General features: G+C 61.1%; 13 protein-coding genes. 3 read left to right on the top strand and 10 right to left on the bottom strand.

From position 1 onward, the window contains the following. Nucleotides 1-104: 104 nt before the first annotated feature. The 6 genes from pyrF to pyrR all read right to left on the bottom strand — a co-directional run bounded on the left by pyrF (nt 105) and on the right by pyrR (nt 5,428). Entirely contained in the window at nt 105-821 is a 717-nt protein-coding gene (gene pyrF, locus GPK42_RS05360) for an orotidine-5'-phosphate decarboxylase (RefSeq protein WP_117758526.1), read from the bottom strand. Further along, entirely contained in the window at nt 815-1,723 is a 909-nt protein-coding gene (locus GPK42_RS05355) for a dihydroorotate dehydrogenase (protein ID WP_215694098.1), read from the bottom strand. Before GPK42_RS05355 ends, pyrF begins: the two co-directional genes overlap by 7 nt. Before the next feature lie 14 nt (nt 1,724-1,737). Then, a complete protein-coding gene (locus tag GPK42_RS05350; protein ID WP_215694096.1) occupies nt 1,738-2,505 on the bottom strand; it encodes a dihydroorotate dehydrogenase electron transfer subunit in 768 nt (255 codons plus the stop codon). Between the two features lie 116 nt (nt 2,506-2,621). After that, nucleotides 2,622-3,911 carry a dihydroorotase gene (locus GPK42_RS05345; protein ID WP_215694025.1) on the bottom strand — a complete coding sequence of 430 codons (1,290 nt, stop codon included), beginning with the start codon at nt 3,909-3,911 and terminating at the stop codon, nt 2,622-2,624. Continuing rightward, complete coding sequence (locus GPK42_RS05340; RefSeq protein WP_035138537.1) at nt 3,895-4,839, bottom strand: aspartate carbamoyltransferase catalytic subunit; 945 nt, start codon at nt 4,837-4,839, stop codon at nt 3,895-3,897. The genes GPK42_RS05345 and GPK42_RS05340 overlap by 17 nt, the downstream gene beginning before the upstream one ends. 4 nt (nt 4,840-4,843) lie before the next feature. Further along, nucleotides 4,844-5,428: a bifunctional pyr operon transcriptional regulator/uracil phosphoribosyltransferase PyrR gene (gene pyrR / locus GPK42_RS05335; RefSeq protein WP_215694023.1), complete on the bottom strand. Its 585-nt coding sequence runs from the start codon at nt 5,426-5,428 to the stop codon at nt 4,844-4,846. A gap of 451 nt (nt 5,429-5,879) precedes the next feature. Here pyrR and rpmB point away from each other — a divergent pair, with 451 nt between their 5' ends. After that, nucleotides 5,880-6,068 (top strand): 50S ribosomal protein L28, encoded by a 189-nt coding sequence (rpmB, locus tag GPK42_RS05330; protein WP_022094725.1) that lies wholly within the window; start codon nt 5,880-5,882, stop codon nt 6,066-6,068. A 186-nt stretch (nt 6,069-6,254) separates the two neighbouring features. On the opposite strand, the gene GPK42_RS05325 is transcribed toward rpmB, so the two are convergent. Next, nucleotides 6,255-7,031, bottom strand: a complete 777-nt coding sequence (locus GPK42_RS05325; protein ID WP_215694021.1) for a transposase — start codon at nt 7,029-7,031, stop codon at nt 6,255-6,257. Nucleotides 7,032-7,352: 321 nt separating this feature from the next. On the opposite strand from GPK42_RS05325, the gene adhE reads away from it, so the two are divergent. Both adhE and GPK42_RS05315 read left to right on the top strand, forming a co-directional pair. Further along, complete coding sequence (adhE, locus tag GPK42_RS05320; RefSeq protein WP_117770319.1) at nt 7,353-10,001, top strand: bifunctional acetaldehyde-CoA/alcohol dehydrogenase; 2,649 nt, start codon at nt 7,353-7,355, stop codon at nt 9,999-10,001. 88 nt (nt 10,002-10,089) lie between these two features. Next, nucleotides 10,090-10,854: an aminoglycoside phosphotransferase family protein gene (locus GPK42_RS05315; RefSeq protein WP_035138543.1), complete on the top strand. Its 765-nt coding sequence runs from the start codon at nt 10,090-10,092 to the stop codon at nt 10,852-10,854. Nucleotides 10,855-11,032: 178 nt separating this feature from the next. Here GPK42_RS05315 and GPK42_RS05310 read toward each other — a convergent pair whose 3' ends face one another. From GPK42_RS05310 to GPK42_RS05300, 3 genes are read right to left on the bottom strand one after another with little or no spacing between them, the layout of a single operon-like run. Continuing rightward, nucleotides 11,033-12,754, bottom strand: a complete 1,722-nt coding sequence (locus GPK42_RS05310; RefSeq protein WP_229090669.1) for a proline--tRNA ligase — start codon at nt 12,752-12,754, stop codon at nt 11,033-11,035. After that, nucleotides 12,755-13,837, bottom strand: coding sequence for a flavodoxin-dependent (E)-4-hydroxy-3-methylbut-2-enyl-diphosphate synthase (ispG, locus tag GPK42_RS05305; RefSeq protein WP_215694019.1), 1,083 nt, complete (start codon nt 13,835-13,837; stop codon nt 12,755-12,757). Nucleotides 13,838-13,850: 13 nt separating this feature from the next. Then, entirely contained in the window at nt 13,851-15,212 is a 1,362-nt protein-coding gene (locus GPK42_RS05300; RefSeq protein ID WP_215694017.1) for a M50 family metallopeptidase, read from the bottom strand. Between the last annotated feature and the right edge of the window lie 21 nt (nt 15,213-15,233).

Below are 15,233 nucleotides of genomic sequence, written 5' to 3'. Positions count from 1 at the left end.
GAGCCCCTGACCTGCGATTCCACACAAAGGATGGGAAAGTTTACGCAGGCACAGGGGCTAATTTGTGCTATTGAAACAAAAAAGTGGTGACTTAAGGGAATCTTTTAGGCGACGTTTTCGACCAGCTCGGCAACGATGGCGTCAAACGCGGCAACCGGATCGTCGGCGCCGGTAATGGGGCGGCCCACCACGATATGGCTCGCGCCGCGCTCGATGGCCTGGGAAGGCGTGGCCACGCGGGACTGATCGCCCAGCGCAGCACCAACCGGACGCACGCCCGGGGTCACAATCAGCGCATCGGGGCCCAGCAGCTCACGCATGTCATGAGCCTCCATCGGCGAGCACACGATGCCGTCGATACCGTTGGCCTGGGCGAGTTTTGCCAGACGGGCGGCCTCCTCGGCAACGGGCGACTCAACGCCGATCTCTGCCAGCGCATCCTGATTCATGCTCGTAAGCACGGTGATGGCGACAAGCTTGGCTCGATCCTCGCGCGCCTCCTCGGCACCCTCACGGCAGGCGGCGAGCATAGCACCCGAACCCAAGCCGTGAACCGAAAGCAGGTCGGCACCGGCAAGCGAGGCCGAGCGAGCGGCACCGCGCACCTGGTGCGGAATGTCATGGAACTTAAGGTCGAGGAACACCTTGAAGCCCAGGTCCTTAAAGGTCTTGACGATCTCGGGACCCTCGGCGTAATAGAGCGTCATGCCAACCTTGAGCCAAGCGGCATGACCAGAAAGCTCGTGGGCGAGCTCGAGTGCACGCTCACGGTCGCAGTCAAGGGCGACGATAACGCGGTCGCGGGCATCGGTCTCTAGCATTCGAAAGCACCTACCAGCTCGTTGATGTCCTTTACGCCCTGGGACACCGCCCAAGCCTCGAGCTCGTGCGCGATCTTAATCGAGGCGCACGGATCGACGAAGTTGGCCATACCGACCGATACGCAGGTGGCGCCGGCCAGGATAAACTCGGCCGCATCCTCACCGGTCATGACACCGCCGACGCCGTTGATGGGGATATCGACGGCCTGAGCGACTTCCCAGACCATGCGAACGGCGATGTGGTGGCACAGCGGGCCCGAAAGGCCGCCCTTGGGCTTGGCCACGCGGGACTTGCGGGTATGAACGTCGATGGCCATGCCCTGGATGGAGTTGATGACCGAAAGGCCGTCGGCGCCGGCGGCCTCGAGGGCCTTGGCGATCTCGGCGACGTTGACCGGCGCCATCTTCACAAACAGCGGCTTATCGGTCACCTTGCGGCAGGCGGCCATGACGCCAGAGGCGCCCTCGGGCGTGGAGCCCATGGCGGCACCGCCAGCGGCAATGTTGGGGCAACTCACGTTGATCTCATAACCGGCAGCCCAGGGGCACAGCTCGACATACATCTCGAGCGCACGGACAAACTCGTCCACAGAATGACCGGCAACCTGGCAGATGACCTGGCAACCGTCCTTGGAGAGCTGCTCGAGCCACGGACCGGACTCGCGGGCGAAAGCGGCCACACCGGGGTTCTGCAGACCCACGGAATTGATCATGCCGCCGGGAATCTCGGCCATGCGGGGTGCGGGATTGCCGGGCCAGGGCTCGGCAGCGCAGCCCTTGGTGGTGATGGCGCCCAGCTGGGAGACATCGAAGAAGTTCTGGAACTGCCAACCGTAGCCAAAGGTACCGGCTGCGGTATTGATGGGGTTCTGCATCTTGACGCCGCCGAAATCGACGGCCATGTTCACGGTACCCACTAGAAGACCACCACCTTGGAAGCATCAAACACGGGGCCGCACATGCAGGCGCCCTTCATACCGTCGACCGTCTCGACATTGCAGGTGTTGCAGGCACCGAAGCCGCAGCTCATCATGCGCTCGAGCGACACCTCACAGTACGCGCCGGCCTCGGCGGCAGCCTCGGCGACCTTCTTCATCATGACGGCGGGACCACAGCTGGCGACGTAATCGTAACCGCCCTCGCCGAGCAGCTCGGCGGCAGGATCGGTGCAGAAGCCGTGCGTGCCCAACGAGCCGTCGTCGGTGCACACGTTGACCGTGGCTCCCAGCGCGCGGAACTCGTCGATGCCCACGGCCTTGGACGCGGTGCCAAAGCCCAGGCATACGTCAACGTCCACACCCTGCTCGGCAAGCATGCCAGCCAGGCAGAGCACGGGCGGAACGCCAATGCCGCCGGCGACGAGCAGTGCCTTCCTGGTGCCCTCGGGCACGAGCCAGCCGCGGCCGCCAGGGCCCAGCAAGTTGGAGGTGGAGCCAGGGCCCATCTGCGACAGACGGCGGGTATCATCGCCCACGACGGCGTACCACAGCTCGACGGTGCCGGCCTCGGCGTCGGCGCGATAGAAGCTCAGGGGCACGCGAAGCAGCGAGGAAGCATCGCCGGGCACGGCGATATTCACAAACTGACCGGGCTTGAGCGCACTTGCAAGCTTGGGGGCCGAGATGACGAGCGAGAAGATGCCGTCGGCGATCTCCTGGTTCGAGACGACCTCGAAGTCGTGCATGCGTGCAGTGGAAGGTGTGGGCATAGACGCTCCAATCCCCCATGCGGTTGCATGGTTCAGGCGAACAGAAAGCGCGGCACCGCAAGGGCGCCGCGCACAAAAGCGATAAGGCTATGCTAGCAGATGCAGCCGTCGGCAAGCGTCTGCTTACCGCCGACAAACACATCGGTGGCACGACCGGTAAGCGTGCGGCCGGCAAAACCGGAGTTCTCGGCGCGCGACTCGTAGCCGTCCTCGCCGACCGTCCAGGTAGCGGACGCGTCGAACACGGTCAGGTCGGCAACGGAGCCCGCCTTGACCTGAACCTGGTCGAGGCCAAGGATCTCACGCGGCTTGATGGCCATGAGCTCGACCATGCGGCCCATGCTCATCTTGCCCGTGTTGACCAGCTCGGTGAGCACAAGCGACAGCGAGGTCTCGAGGCCGATCATACCAAAGGGCGCAAGCTCGAACTCGCGGGCCTTCTCCCACGGGGTGTGGGGAGCGTGATCGGTGACGATAACGTCGACGGTGCCGTCGATGACGCCCTGACGGATAGCCTCCGCGTCTTCATCGGTACGCAGCGGCGGGTTGACCTTGAGCGAGGTGTTATAGGTCTCGTCCAGGTCGTTCTCGGTCAGGAACATGTGGTGCGGCGTGGCCTCGCAGGTAACCTGCACGCCAGCTGCCTTACCGGAACGCACGAGCTCCAAGCCATGGGCGGTGGAGATGTGCTGGATGTGCAGCTTGGCACCGGTCAGCTTGGCGATCTCGATATCGCGAGCGATCTGCAGCTCCTCGCCTGCCGCCGGCCAGCCCTCGAGGGCCAGACGGGTAGAGACCTTGCCCTCGTTGATCTGGCCGTGACCGACCAGGTCCTCGTCCTGGCAATGGCTCATAAAGACCTTGCCGAGCATCTTGCCGTAGTCCATGCAGCGACGGAGCATACCCGCGCCCTGCACGCCGCGACCGTCGTCGGTGAAGGCGACGGCGCCGTGGGCGACCATATCGCCCATCTCGGACATGGCCTCGCCCTTAAGACCGCGGGTCATGGCGCCAGAAGGATAGACGCGGCAGTGGCCGACCTCGGCAGCACGGGACTTGACGAACTCGACGACGGTACCGTTATCGGTAACGGGGTCGGTGTTGGGCATGGCGCACACGCCGGTGAAGCCGCCCTTGGCAGCTGCGCGGGTGCCGCTCTCGATGTCCTCTTTGACCTCGTAGCCGGGCTCGCGCAGATGGACGTGCATGTCCACCAGGCCAGGGACGAGGTACTTACCGGAAAGGTCGCGGACCTCGGCTCCCTCGGCGGCGAGGTTCTCGCCGACCTCGGCGATCTTGTCGCCGTCAATCAGGACGTCAACGACACCGTCAAGCTCGACGGACGGGTCGACGACGTGGGCATTCTTAAGAAGCAAGGCCATTATCGGCACCTCCAAGCAGCAGATACAGGATAGCCATACGCACGCAGATACCGGCGTAGACCTGCTCCAGGATGACGGAGCGTTGCGGGTGGTCGGCCATATAGGAGTCGAACTCGACGCCGCGGTTGATGGGGCCCGGGTGGCAGATGATCGCGTCGGGCTTCATGAGCTTCTCACGGTCCTTGGTCAGGCCGAAGAGCTTGTGGTACTCGCGAATGGTCGGGAACGGGGCACCCTCGAGGCGCTCCTGCTGTACGCGCAGCATGTAGACGACGTCCAGCTCGGGCAGGACGGAATCGAGGTCGCTCGTCACGTGGTCGCAGCCCAGGACCTCGGGCGCCGGCGGCAGCAGCGTGCCGGGGGCGACGGCGTAGGTCTCGCAGCCCATGATCTTAAGGGCGGGGATCAGCGAGCCGCACACACGGGAGTGCGCGATATCGCCGACGACGGCGACCTTCAGACCGTGGAAGTCACCCTTGTGCTCCCAGATGGTGTACAGGTCGAGCAAAGCCTGCGTGGGGTGGTTGTGCTTGCCGTCGCCGGCGCAGATGACGCTCGCGGGCGAGTTCTGCGTAACGATGTAGGGAGCACCGGCGTGCTTGTCGCGCACGACGATGCAGTCGATCTTGTAGGCGTTGAGGGTCTCGACGGTATCGACGAGGCTCTCGCCCTTGACCGTGGAGGTCGAGGAGCCGCCGAAGTTGAGGCTGTCGGCCGAAAGGCGCTTCTCGGCGAGCTCGAAGGAGCTGCGGGTACGCGTCGAGGGCTCGTTGAACATGTTGACGATGGTCTTGCCCTTGAGCGTGGGGACCTTCTTGATGGCACGCTCGTTGACCTCGGAGAACGCCTTGGCGGTCTCGAGGATGAGCTTGATGTCCTCTTCGGAGTACTCGGTAATGTCAATCAGGTGCTTATGGTTGAACGCCACGGTACTACTCACCTCCCAGCGGCGCGGAGCCCACGTGGGAACCCGGCGCGACGTCGTTGATCTCGACAGCGGTACGGCCGTCGACTTCCTTCATATATAGGTGCACGTTCTCCTCGTGCGACGAGGGAACGTTCTTGCCGACAAAGTCCGGCGAGATAGGGAGCTCACGGTGACCGCGGTCAACGAGAACTGCCAGCTCGATACGGTTCGGACGGCCTAGGTCCATAACGGCGTCCAGAGCGGCGCGGATGGTGCGACCCGTGTACAGGATGTCGTCCACCAGCACGACGCGCTTGCCGTCGACGCTGAAGGGAATGTTGGTAGCGTGGATCGCGGGAGCGAAATTGGTCGCATAGTCATCGCGATAGAAGCTGATGTCCAGGCTGCCGAGCGGAACGTCGACACCCTCGATCTCCTTGATCGCCTCGGCGAGCTTCTTTGCCAGAAGGTCGCCGCGCGTGACGATGCCGACCAGAGCGAGGTCTTCACAGCCCTCGTTGCGCTCGAGAATCTCGTGCGCGATGCGGGTCATCGCTCGGTTGACGGCGGTCTCGTCCATGATGACCGCCTTGGGGGAAGTCGTGCCCATCGATCTCCTTCCTCACATGTCTTGACTGCTGACACAGTCAAAAAAATAGATGCCCGACCGCTCAAAGCGGACCAGACACCCACAGGAAGTACTGCTTATTGACAGCTATGTAATTCCATGTGGGTATCTCGTACCCCTTTAATGGTCAAGGCATAGTGTAGCCAACCTCGGGCTCAAATGCGAGCATAAATACTAGTCAATCCGTAAACGGAGCAAATCGCTCCATAAACCTATATATATTTGTGGGACGCGCTTGAAAACCTTGTTGCGAGCTGGCATAATCCCCTCTGCTGCACGCATATCGGATCTACGTCCAGGGCCGTGGCGTGGGCACTATCGCCAAAAGAGAAATATCTCTGTGTAGATTGCGCACAGAGACATGCTTCTGTGCTATAGTTCAGGCTTGTTTGTTAACGCGACATGTTCGTTTGTCGCCCAAGGAGGGTCAGTTATGTCCAAAGTTTGCGAAGTTTGCGGTAAGCACCCCGTTGCCGGTCGCTCCATCAGCCACTCTCACCGCGTCACCAACCGTAAGTTCCGCCCCAACATCCAGCGCGTCTACGTCGTCGTCGATGGTCACCGTCGCAAGATGAACGTTTGCTCCACCTGCCTCAAGTCCGGCAAGGTTGCGCGCTCCTAAATAAGGTCTTACCAACAAGTACCTCGGACTCTCCGGGTCAAAGACCTCGCGTTCACATAGAACTTACCAAAGGCGCCCTCCCATGTGGAGGGCGCCTTTTTGCACTCATTCGGGACAGACATACATGAGTGCTTTCACGCATTAGGGACAGACATGACGCGTGCCGGCAGCGATTCGGCCCCTGCCTCACGCAGCCTCCTTCCAGCCTGCAGTGGCCTTGGTCACGCTTGTAGCGCCGATACCGGTGATACGGGCAATTTGCTTGACCGTGAGATGCGCCCGCCTGAGCCTCAAAAGACAGGCATCACGCTCGGGTCGCGGCAGGGCCTTGAGCAGCGCAGGATCTATGCTCGGCAGGACTTCGTGCGCGACGGCAAGGGCGTCCTCATCGGGGATCCGCCGGCGTGGAAGAACCTCCACTGACCAGATGTGCCCGGCAACTTCCTCGAGATGCTCACAATAGCAACGGGAGCTTCCGACAATATCGAGCATGGGGGCCGCATCACAGATGTCAAAGGGATCGTAGCCCAGCTGGTATGCCTTATAGCTTGACCAACGGTACGCCTCGAGCGAGTCGAGCGCGCCTTTCACGGGATTGAGATGAATATAGTCGAGCAGCTGCACCGCCTGCGTGTCCGACTCAACCGCGACCCGCGAATAGCGATTATCAAACAGATGCCCCGTTCTTCCCGTTTTCCCATTGAAATACTTAGCATATGCCGTCAATGCGCACTGCATTGCCTTTGAAAGGTTGTCATATGGGTCATCAACCATCAAATGGAAGTGGTTATCCATAAGGCACCAAGCCAACACCGCCACTTCATGGCGTGCAAACCTGTCCGCGATGTCCGATAAGAAACGATAGCGGTCGGAGTCATCTTCAAAAATAATCTGCTTGGAGTTGCCACGGTCAAAAACGTGGTAGTAGCCGGTGAGCGAAACGGCGCGGGCGCATCGAGGCATATTCTCTCCTTTCAAAACTGAACAGGCAACACCTAAAAGGAGAGAAGGAACGCGAAATGCTGAGCCTGTAACCTATTTATATCCAATGGGCGGCAAATACAGGTCCAGAACGACAAAATGGCAAAACGATGTCTGTCCCAAATGAGTGAAAGCACTCATGTATGTCTGTCCCCGATGAGCGGGGCAATGCAGCATTAGTTAAAACGCTTCATTAGGTTGAAGCGTTTTAGTGTGCCTTTTACGGGAATCTTACCGTTCGCCGAATAATTTCTTGCTATCATGCAAGGCGTAGGGTAAATCTCCGATCGCAAGGAGACACAAATGGTGAAAAAGTCACCGGAAAACACTACTCCCGCAATTGTGGACAACGTAGAGGCGCTTGAGGCTAAGCTCGCTCAGATGCGAGAGGCCCAGGCGCTTTTTGCTACGTACACGCAGGAGCAGGTCGACAAGATCTTCTATGAGGCCGCCATGGCCGCCAACAAGGCTCGTATCCCGTTGGCGAAGATGGCCATCGAGGAGACCGGCCGCGGCGTTCTTGAGGACAAGGTCATCAAGAACCACTACGCCGCAGAGTACATCTACAACGCTTACAAGAACACCAAGACCTGTGGTGTCCTGGAGCGCGACGAGGCTTACGGCATCACCAAGATCGCCGAGCCCATCGGCATCGTGGGCGCCGTCATCCCGACGACCAACCCCACCTCCACCGCAATCTTCAAGACGCTGATCTGCCTGAAGACCCGCAACGCCATCATCATCTCCCCGCACCCGGCTGCCGCCAAGTGCACCATCGCCGCCGCCAAGCTCGTGCTTGACGCCGCCGTCAAGGCCGGCGCCCCCGAGGGCATCATCGGCTGGGTCGATGTCCCCTCCATCGAGCTGACCAACATGGTCATGCGCGACGTCGACATCATCCTCGCCACCGGTGGCCCGGGCATGGTCAAGGCCGCCTACTCCTCGGGCAAGCCCGCCCTGGGCGTCGGCGCCGGTAACACCCCGGTCGTCATCGACGACACCGCCGACGTGCTGCTCGCCGTCAACTCCATCATCCACTCCAAGACCTTCGACAACGGCATGATCTGCGCTTCCGAGCAGTCCGTGACCGTCATCGACACCATCTACGACCAGGTCAAGGCCGAGTTCCAGAAGCGCGGCTGCTACTTCGTCAAGCAGGGTGCCGAGATGGAGGCCCTGCGTGCCGCCATGTTCAAGAACGGCGCTCTCGACCACCGCATCCCCGGCATGGCTGCCGCCAAGATCGCCGAGCTCGCCGGCATCGAGGTTCCCGCCAAGACCAAGATCCTGATCGCCGAGGTCACCTCCACCGACCCCGCCAAGGAGGAGTTCTCCCACGAGAAGCTCTCCCCGGTCCTGGCCATGTACCACGCCAAGGACTTCCAGGAGGCCGTCGACAAGGCCGAGCACCTGGTGCTCGCCGGTGGCCCGGGCCACACCGCCTCTCTGTACGTGCACCCCGCCCAGGCCGAGAAGATCAGCCTGTTCGAGCACGTCATGAAAGCCTGCCGTATCGTCATCAACACCCCGTCCTCGCACGGCGGCATCGGTGACCTGTACAACTTTGGCATGAAGCCGTCTCTGACCCTGGGCTGCGGCTCCTGGGGCGGCAACTCCGTCTCCGAGAACGTTGGGGTGAAGCACTTGATCAACGTTAAGACTGTGGCCGAGCGCCGTGAGAACATGCTTTGGTTCCGCGCTCCCGAGAAGGTCTACTTCAAGAAGGGTTCCACGCCCGTCGCCCTCGACGAGCTTGGCAACGTCATGGGCAAGAAGCGCGCCTTCATCGTCACCGACCAGTTCCTCTTCAAGAATGGCAACACCCGCGCCATCGAGGCCAAGCTCGACGAGATGGGCATCGCCCACGACTGCTTCTACGACGTCGAGCCCGATCCGTCGCTGCAGTGCGCACGTCGCGGCGCCAAGCAGATGGCTCTCTTTGAGCCGGACGTCATCATCGCCGTCGGCGGTGGCTCCGCTATGGACGCCGGCAAGATCATGTGGATGATGTACGAGCACCCCGAGTGCAAGTTTGAGGACATGGCCATGGACTTCATGGACATCCGCAAGCGTATCTTCACCTTCCCCGAGATGGGCAAGAAGGCCTACTTCGTCGCCGTCCCGACCTCTTCGGGTACCGGCTCCGAGTGCACGCCGTTCGCCATCATCACCGACAAGGAGACCGGCATCAAGTGGCCGCTCGCCGACTACGCGCTGCTCCCCAACATGGCTATCGTCGACGCCGACAACTGCATGACCGCCCCGCGCGGCCTGACCGCTGCCTCCGGCATCGACGTCATGACCCACGCCATCGAGTCCTACGTCTCCATCATGGCTTCCGACTACACCAAGGGCCTCTCCGAGCGCGCTGCCAAGCTTGTCTTTGAGAACCTGCCCTCCAGCTTCACGAACGGCGCCAAGGACCCGCATGCCCGCGAGGAGATGCACAACGCCTCCTGCATGGCCGGTATGGCCTTCGCCAACGCCTTCCTGGGCCTCAACCACTCCATGGCCCACAAGCTCGGCGCCTTCCATCACCTGCCCCACGGCCTCGCAAACGCCGTCATCCTGACCCGCGTCATGCGCTACAACGCCGCCGAGGCTCCCGTCAAGATGGGCACCTTCTCCCAGTATCCTTACCCCAACGCGCTGCACAACTACGCCGAGATGGCCAAGTACTGCGGCATCGAGGGCAAGGACGACAAGGAGGTCTTCGAGAACTTCATCACGAAGCTCGAAGAGCTCAAGGACTTCATCGGCGTCAAGAAGACCATCGCCGACTACGGTGTTGACGAGCAGTACTTCCTCGACACCCTCGACGAAATGACCGAGCAGGCTTTCAACGACCAGTGCACCGGCGCCAACCCGCGCTACCCGCTCATGAGCGAGATCAAGGAGCTCTACCTGGACGCCTACTACGGCCGCGAGCCCCAGGATTACGCCGTCTGCTAGTTTTAGCACGGTTTTTAACGGCGGGGGTGCACGGGTGTTTCACACACCCCCGCCGTCGCTTCTATCGCATCGTTGAAAGGATGCAACCATGCTGCTACCCGATTCCAAGACCGAGCTCGTCCGCCGTGGCAACAAGGTCGTTTACGACCTGGGCGACAAGATTGTCAAGGTCTTTAACGAGACCAAGCCTGTCTCCGACGTGTTCAACGAGGCTTTGAATCTTGCCCGCATCAATGAGTGCGGCATCCGCAGCCCCAAGGCGCTCGAGGTTTCCCAGCTCGAGAACGCCAACGGCTGGGCGCTCGTGACCGAGAAGGTTCCGGGCACCACCCTTGCCGAGAAGATGACTGCCGAGCCCCAGCGCTTTGGTGAGTACCTCGAGATGTTCGTCGACCTCCAGATCGAGATCCACGGCTACACCTCCCCGCTGCTCAACCGTCAGCGCGACAAGTACGCCCGCATGATCGACAGCCTTGATCAGCTCAATGCCACCACGCGCTACAACCTTCAGGAGCGTCTGGACGGCATGACCAAGGAGTTCAAGGTCTGCCACGGCGACTTCAACCCCTCCAACGTCATCGTCGGCGACGACGGCCAGCTCTATGTGTGCGACTGGGCACACGCCACCCAGGGCTCCCCTGCTGCCGACGTTGCCACCACCTACCTGCTCTTTGCCCTCAACAGCAAGGACCAGGCCGAGGCCTACCTGGAGCTCTACTGCGACCGCGCCGACATGCCCATGCAGGTCGTGCGTCAGTGGACGAGCATCGTCGCCGCTTCCGAGCTCGCTCGTAAGCGCAACGTGAACGATGAGTTCCTGAAGAACTGGATCGACGTCGTCGATTATCAGTAATATCTGAGCGATTTATTTCGCATCGGAGGCACAAGGAAAACCCCGCAGCTCACATGGGCTGTGGGGTTTTCCTTTTAGATATCGAGGATGCCACAAGATAAAAGGACGGCCCCGCATCTCCCCGATCTGGAGAAATGCGGGGCCGTCCCGTATATCGAACTACAAGCGAAATCGTCGATTAACGGCGTGCTGCCTTCACAAGCTCGGCGACCTTGGCGACGACCTCGTCGATCGCCACATCCTCGCGCTCACCCGTGGCACGGTCCTTGAGCTCAACGGTGCCATTCTTAAGGCCACGCTTACCCAGAACGACCTGATACGGGAAGCCCATAAGGTCGTTGTCGGCAAACTTAAAGCCGGGACGCTCGTCGCGGTCGTCGACGACAACCTCGATACCCTCGGCGCACAGGCCATCAACGATCTGCTCGCAGACGGTAGCGCACTCCTCCTTCTTGGGATCGAGCGGAATCACCGCGACCTCGTACGGGGCAACGGAGACCGGCCAGACGATACCGTGCTCGTCGTTGTGCTGCTCCACGACGGCAGCGAGCGAGCGGGACACACCAACGCCGTAGCAGCCCATGATGAGCGGCTTCTCCTTGCCGTCCTCGTCCATAAAGGTGGCACCCATGGCCTCGGAATACTTGGTGCCCAGCTGGAAGACCTGAGAGACCTCGATGCCGCGGGCAGCGGAGAGCGGCTTGCCGCAGTGCGGGCAGGGGTCGCCGGCGACAACGGTGACCAGATCGGCCCACTCATCGACGGTAAAGTCGCGCTCGGGGCAGGCACCGGTAAAGTGATAATCGACCTCGTTGGCACCGCAGGCCCACTGCTTGGAATCGCGCAGGCTCTCGTCGCACACCAGACGGATGCCCTCGGGCAGGTTGACCGGTCCGATAAAGCCCTTGTGCAGGCCGTTCGCTTGAAGCTCCTCGTCGGTCATCATGCGGTAGCCCTTGCCAAAGACATGCTCGGCCTTGCAGTCATTGAGCTCGTGGTCGCCCGGGACAATGGCCACGACCGGCTTGCCCTCGGAGTCGATCAATGCCAGCGACTTGCGCGTGCCGTTCTCGGGGAAGCCGAAGAACTTGGCAACGGCCTCGATGGTGCCCATACCCGGAGTCTCGACCTTGGTGAGCGTGCCATCGCCGGGGCCCTCGGTCACAACGACCTTGGTGCTTGCAGCCTCGTCATCGGCAGCAAAACCGCAATCGTCGCAGTAGACGAGCGAAGCCTCGCCGGCGTCGGCAAGAGCCATGTACTCGACGGAAGTGTCGCCGCCGATCTCGCCGGAGTCGGCGACAACGGGCAGAGCCTTGATGTAGCAGCGCTCGCAGATGTTAGCGTAGGCCTGCTTCATCTTGTCGTACTCCTCCTGCAGACTCTCCTGCGTGGCAGAGAAGCTGTAGGCGTCCTTCATGATGAACTCGCGACCGCGCATCAGGCCAAAGCGGGGACGGAACTCGTCGCGGAACTTATCCTGGATGTGGTAGAGGTTAACGGGCAGTTGCTTGTAGGAACGCAGCTCATTGCGAACCAGGGCGGTCACGGTCTCCTCGTGCGTGGGGCCCAGCACGAACTCGCGGCCGTGGCGGTCATCGAAGCGCACGAGTTCCTTGCCATAGGCGTCGATGCGGCCGGACTCGCGCCATAGCTCAGCGTCGACCATAATGGGCATCATGAGCTCCTGGGCACCGGCGGCATCCATCTCGTCGCGCACGATGTTCTCGATCTTGCGGATCGAGCGCCAAGCAAGCGGCAGGTAGGAATACAGACCGGCGGCCTCCTTGCGGATCATGCCGGCACGGAGCAGCAGACGGTGGCTGGCGAGCTCAGCGTCCGCCGGATCCTCTTTAAGCGTCGGCGCGTAGAGCTTAGACATATACATTGCTCGGGTCATTTATTTCTCCTCAATAAGTTTGTCGACCTCTGCCATAAGCGCGTCGACAATTTGGTCCTCAGCTACTTTACCAATGATCTGGCCATGCGAAAAGAGCAAGGCCTGACCACGTCCGCAAGCAACGCCCAGGTCGGCATCAGAAGCCTCACCGGGGCCATTAACGGCACATCCCATCACAGCGATAGAAAGCGGCGCGGAGTAGTTCTTAAGCCGCTCGGTGACCTCCTCGGCGATGGGAATGAGGTTAACCTGGCAGCGGGCGCACGTGGGGCACGAGACAATCTCGGGGCCACGGCGACGCAGGCCCAGCGACTGCAGAATACCCCAGGCAACCGGCGGCTCCTCAACCGGATCGGCCGTGAGAGAGACGCGCATGGTGTCACCGATACCCTCAGACAGCAGAATACCAAGGCCCACCGAGCTCTTAATGGTGCCCTGAAGCTTGGTACCCGCCTCGGTTACGCCCAGGTGAAGCGGAACGTGGGGAATCTCACGCGACAGGGCTCGATAGGTATCGAGCGTCGTTTGCACGCTATGGGCCTTGGCCGAAAGCACAATGTTCGTAAAGCCGCGGTCCTCAAAGTGCTTGACGAAGCGCTCGCTCGACATCACGAGCTTTTCGGGCTGCGTGAGGTCTTCGCGCTCGGCGATATCCTGCTCAAGCGAGCCCGCGTTCACGCCAATGCGAATCGCGCACCCAGCGGCGCCCGCGGCATCGATCACGGCATCGACCTTGGCCCAATCGCCAATGTTGCCGGGATTGATGCGGAGCTTGGCGGCACCGGCCTCCACAGCGCCAATGGCCAGCTTGTTGTTAAAGTGGATATCGGCAACGATTGGCACCGGAGACTCGGCACAGATGGTGCGGAAACCCTCAAGCGCGGCCTCAGTGGGCACGCTCACACGCACGATATCGCAGCCAGCCTGCGCCAACGCGCACACTTGCGCAAGTGTTGCCTGGGCATCAGCGGTATCGGTGCAGGTCATTGATTGGACCACCACCGGCGCGCCACCACCGATCTGCACGCCGCCCACATGCACAGGGCGCGTCAGCTCGCGAGGCAAAGGATGGGATAAAGACAATCCAAACACTCCCCTACAGAATAAATCGAAGGATGTCGGAACGAAGCATATAGACAAACAGCAACGCAAAGAGCGCGATGCCCACATAGCTCACGATCGTCTGGACCTTGAGCGGCAGCTCGCGACCGGCGATCTTTTGAATGATCTCGATGACCAGCTTGCCGCCGTCGAGTGGCGGGATAGGCAACAGGTTCATAAAGCCCAGAGAGAACGAAATGAGCGCGGCAAACGACAAGAACGTGACGGGACCGGCAGCGGCCGCTTGCGAAGACATAACGCTAATGCCCACAACAGAGGTGGACTGATCGAGAATCTCCATCGTATGCTGCGGCTGCAACAGACGCAGCACGCCCTCCGCCGTCTGCACGACATAGGAGAAGGACAGGCGCGCCGACGTGATGGGGTCTAAACGGACCACCTGCGTAGAGGCATACACGCCCAGCCGCTCGTCCTCTTTGAGTGCAACCGACGCCGAAAACTTCTTACCGTCGCGCTCGTACTCAATGGCGAAATCGTCCTTACCCGCAGCCTTACCAATGGCGTCGTAAATGTCCGTCCAAGTTGAACAGGACGCGCCGTCGACCGAAAGAATCGCGTCACCGGCTTCGATGCCCGCCTTGGCGGCGATTGAGCCCTCGTCGACCCGACCGATCACGTTGGTATCCACCGGAACGGTGACGCCCGCGATGGAATAGATGCTCATAAGGAGCAAAAAGCCCGTCAGGATATTGACGACAATGCCCGCGAGCAACATAAAGGCGCGCTTGAGAAAACCCTGACCAAGATAGGTGTGCGAGCGCTCTTGCGCAAGGAACTCGGCCTTATCGCACGGCAGCTCCCATACGTCGCCCTCGGCGGTCGCATGCTCGCGATTAAACCGACGCCCGTCAAAGGTGGTGTAGCCCGCCTCATCGCGCGGCAGCGTCTGGTACTTGGTGGGGTAATAGCTCGGCGAGGGCTTCTCCCCCTCCTCGTACCAAGGAGCGATGGAACCCCACCCCAGCAGCAAGGCACAGGCCTCGAGCACGTCCTCCTCGGGCAGCTCGAGCTCGGCGGCAAGGTCGGCCACGGTCACGCGACCGTGACGATAGATAGCCGCAAGCACGCAATCGGCACACGAGACGTCCGTGGGATCCATGCCGCAGATGGCAGCATAGCCGCCCAGCAGTAGCGGCGTCACGCCAAACTTGGTTCCGATGCGACGCGACGTGTGATGGAGGTCAAAACGGCACGGCAGACCCAAAAAGAACTCGGTCACACGGACGCCGCAGGCACGCGCCGCCAAAAAGTGGCCGCCCTCGTGCAAAAACACGAGGACGGAAAGCATCAGCAGGCCCCAAAAGACCGATGAGAGAACGCTCAGAACAGTATCCATAAAACGAAAAAGCAATCCTTA

This window comes from Collinsella aerofaciens, from assembly GCF_018785265.1.
GTDB classification, from domain to species: domain Bacteria; phylum Actinomycetota; class Coriobacteriia; order Coriobacteriales; family Coriobacteriaceae; genus Collinsella; species Collinsella aerofaciens_AI.
Note: the sequence above shows the minus strand (reverse complement) of the source record. Positions and strands in the feature narration are given on the sequence as shown.

Coding starts and splice junctions, on each gene's coding strand:
- pyrF (WP_117758526.1), bottom strand. CDS start 821: ATGCTAGAGACCGATGCCCGCGACCGCGTTATCGTCGCCCTTGACTGC.
- GPK42_RS05355 (WP_215694098.1), bottom strand. CDS start 1,723: ATGGCCGTCGATTTCGGCGGCGTCAAGATGCAGAACCCCATCAATACC.
- GPK42_RS05350 (WP_215694096.1), bottom strand. CDS start 2,505: ATGCACGACTTCGAGGTCGTCTCGAACCAGGAGATCGCCGACGGCATC.
- GPK42_RS05345 (WP_215694025.1), bottom strand. CDS start 3,911: ATGGCCTTGCTTCTTAAGAATGCCCACGTCGTCGACCCGTCCGTCGAG.
- pyrR (WP_215694023.1), bottom strand. CDS start 5,428: ATGGGCACGACTTCCCCCAAGGCGGTCATCATGGACGAGACCGCCGTC.
- rpmB (WP_022094725.1), top strand. CDS start 5,880: ATGTCCAAAGTTTGCGAAGTTTGCGGTAAGCACCCCGTTGCCGGTCGC.
- GPK42_RS05325 (WP_215694021.1), bottom strand. CDS start 7,031: ATGCCTCGATGCGCCCGCGCCGTTTCGCTCACCGGCTACTACCACGTT.
- adhE (WP_117770319.1), top strand. CDS start 7,353: ATGGTGAAAAAGTCACCGGAAAACACTACTCCCGCAATTGTGGACAAC.
- GPK42_RS05315 (WP_035138543.1), top strand. CDS start 10,090: ATGCTGCTACCCGATTCCAAGACCGAGCTCGTCCGCCGTGGCAACAAG.
- GPK42_RS05310 (WP_229090669.1), bottom strand. CDS start 12,754: ATGACCCGAGCAATGTATATGTCTAAGCTCTACGCGCCGACGCTTAAA.
- GPK42_RS05300 (WP_215694017.1), bottom strand. CDS start 15,212: ATGGATACTGTTCTGAGCGTTCTCTCATCGGTCTTTTGGGGCCTGCTG.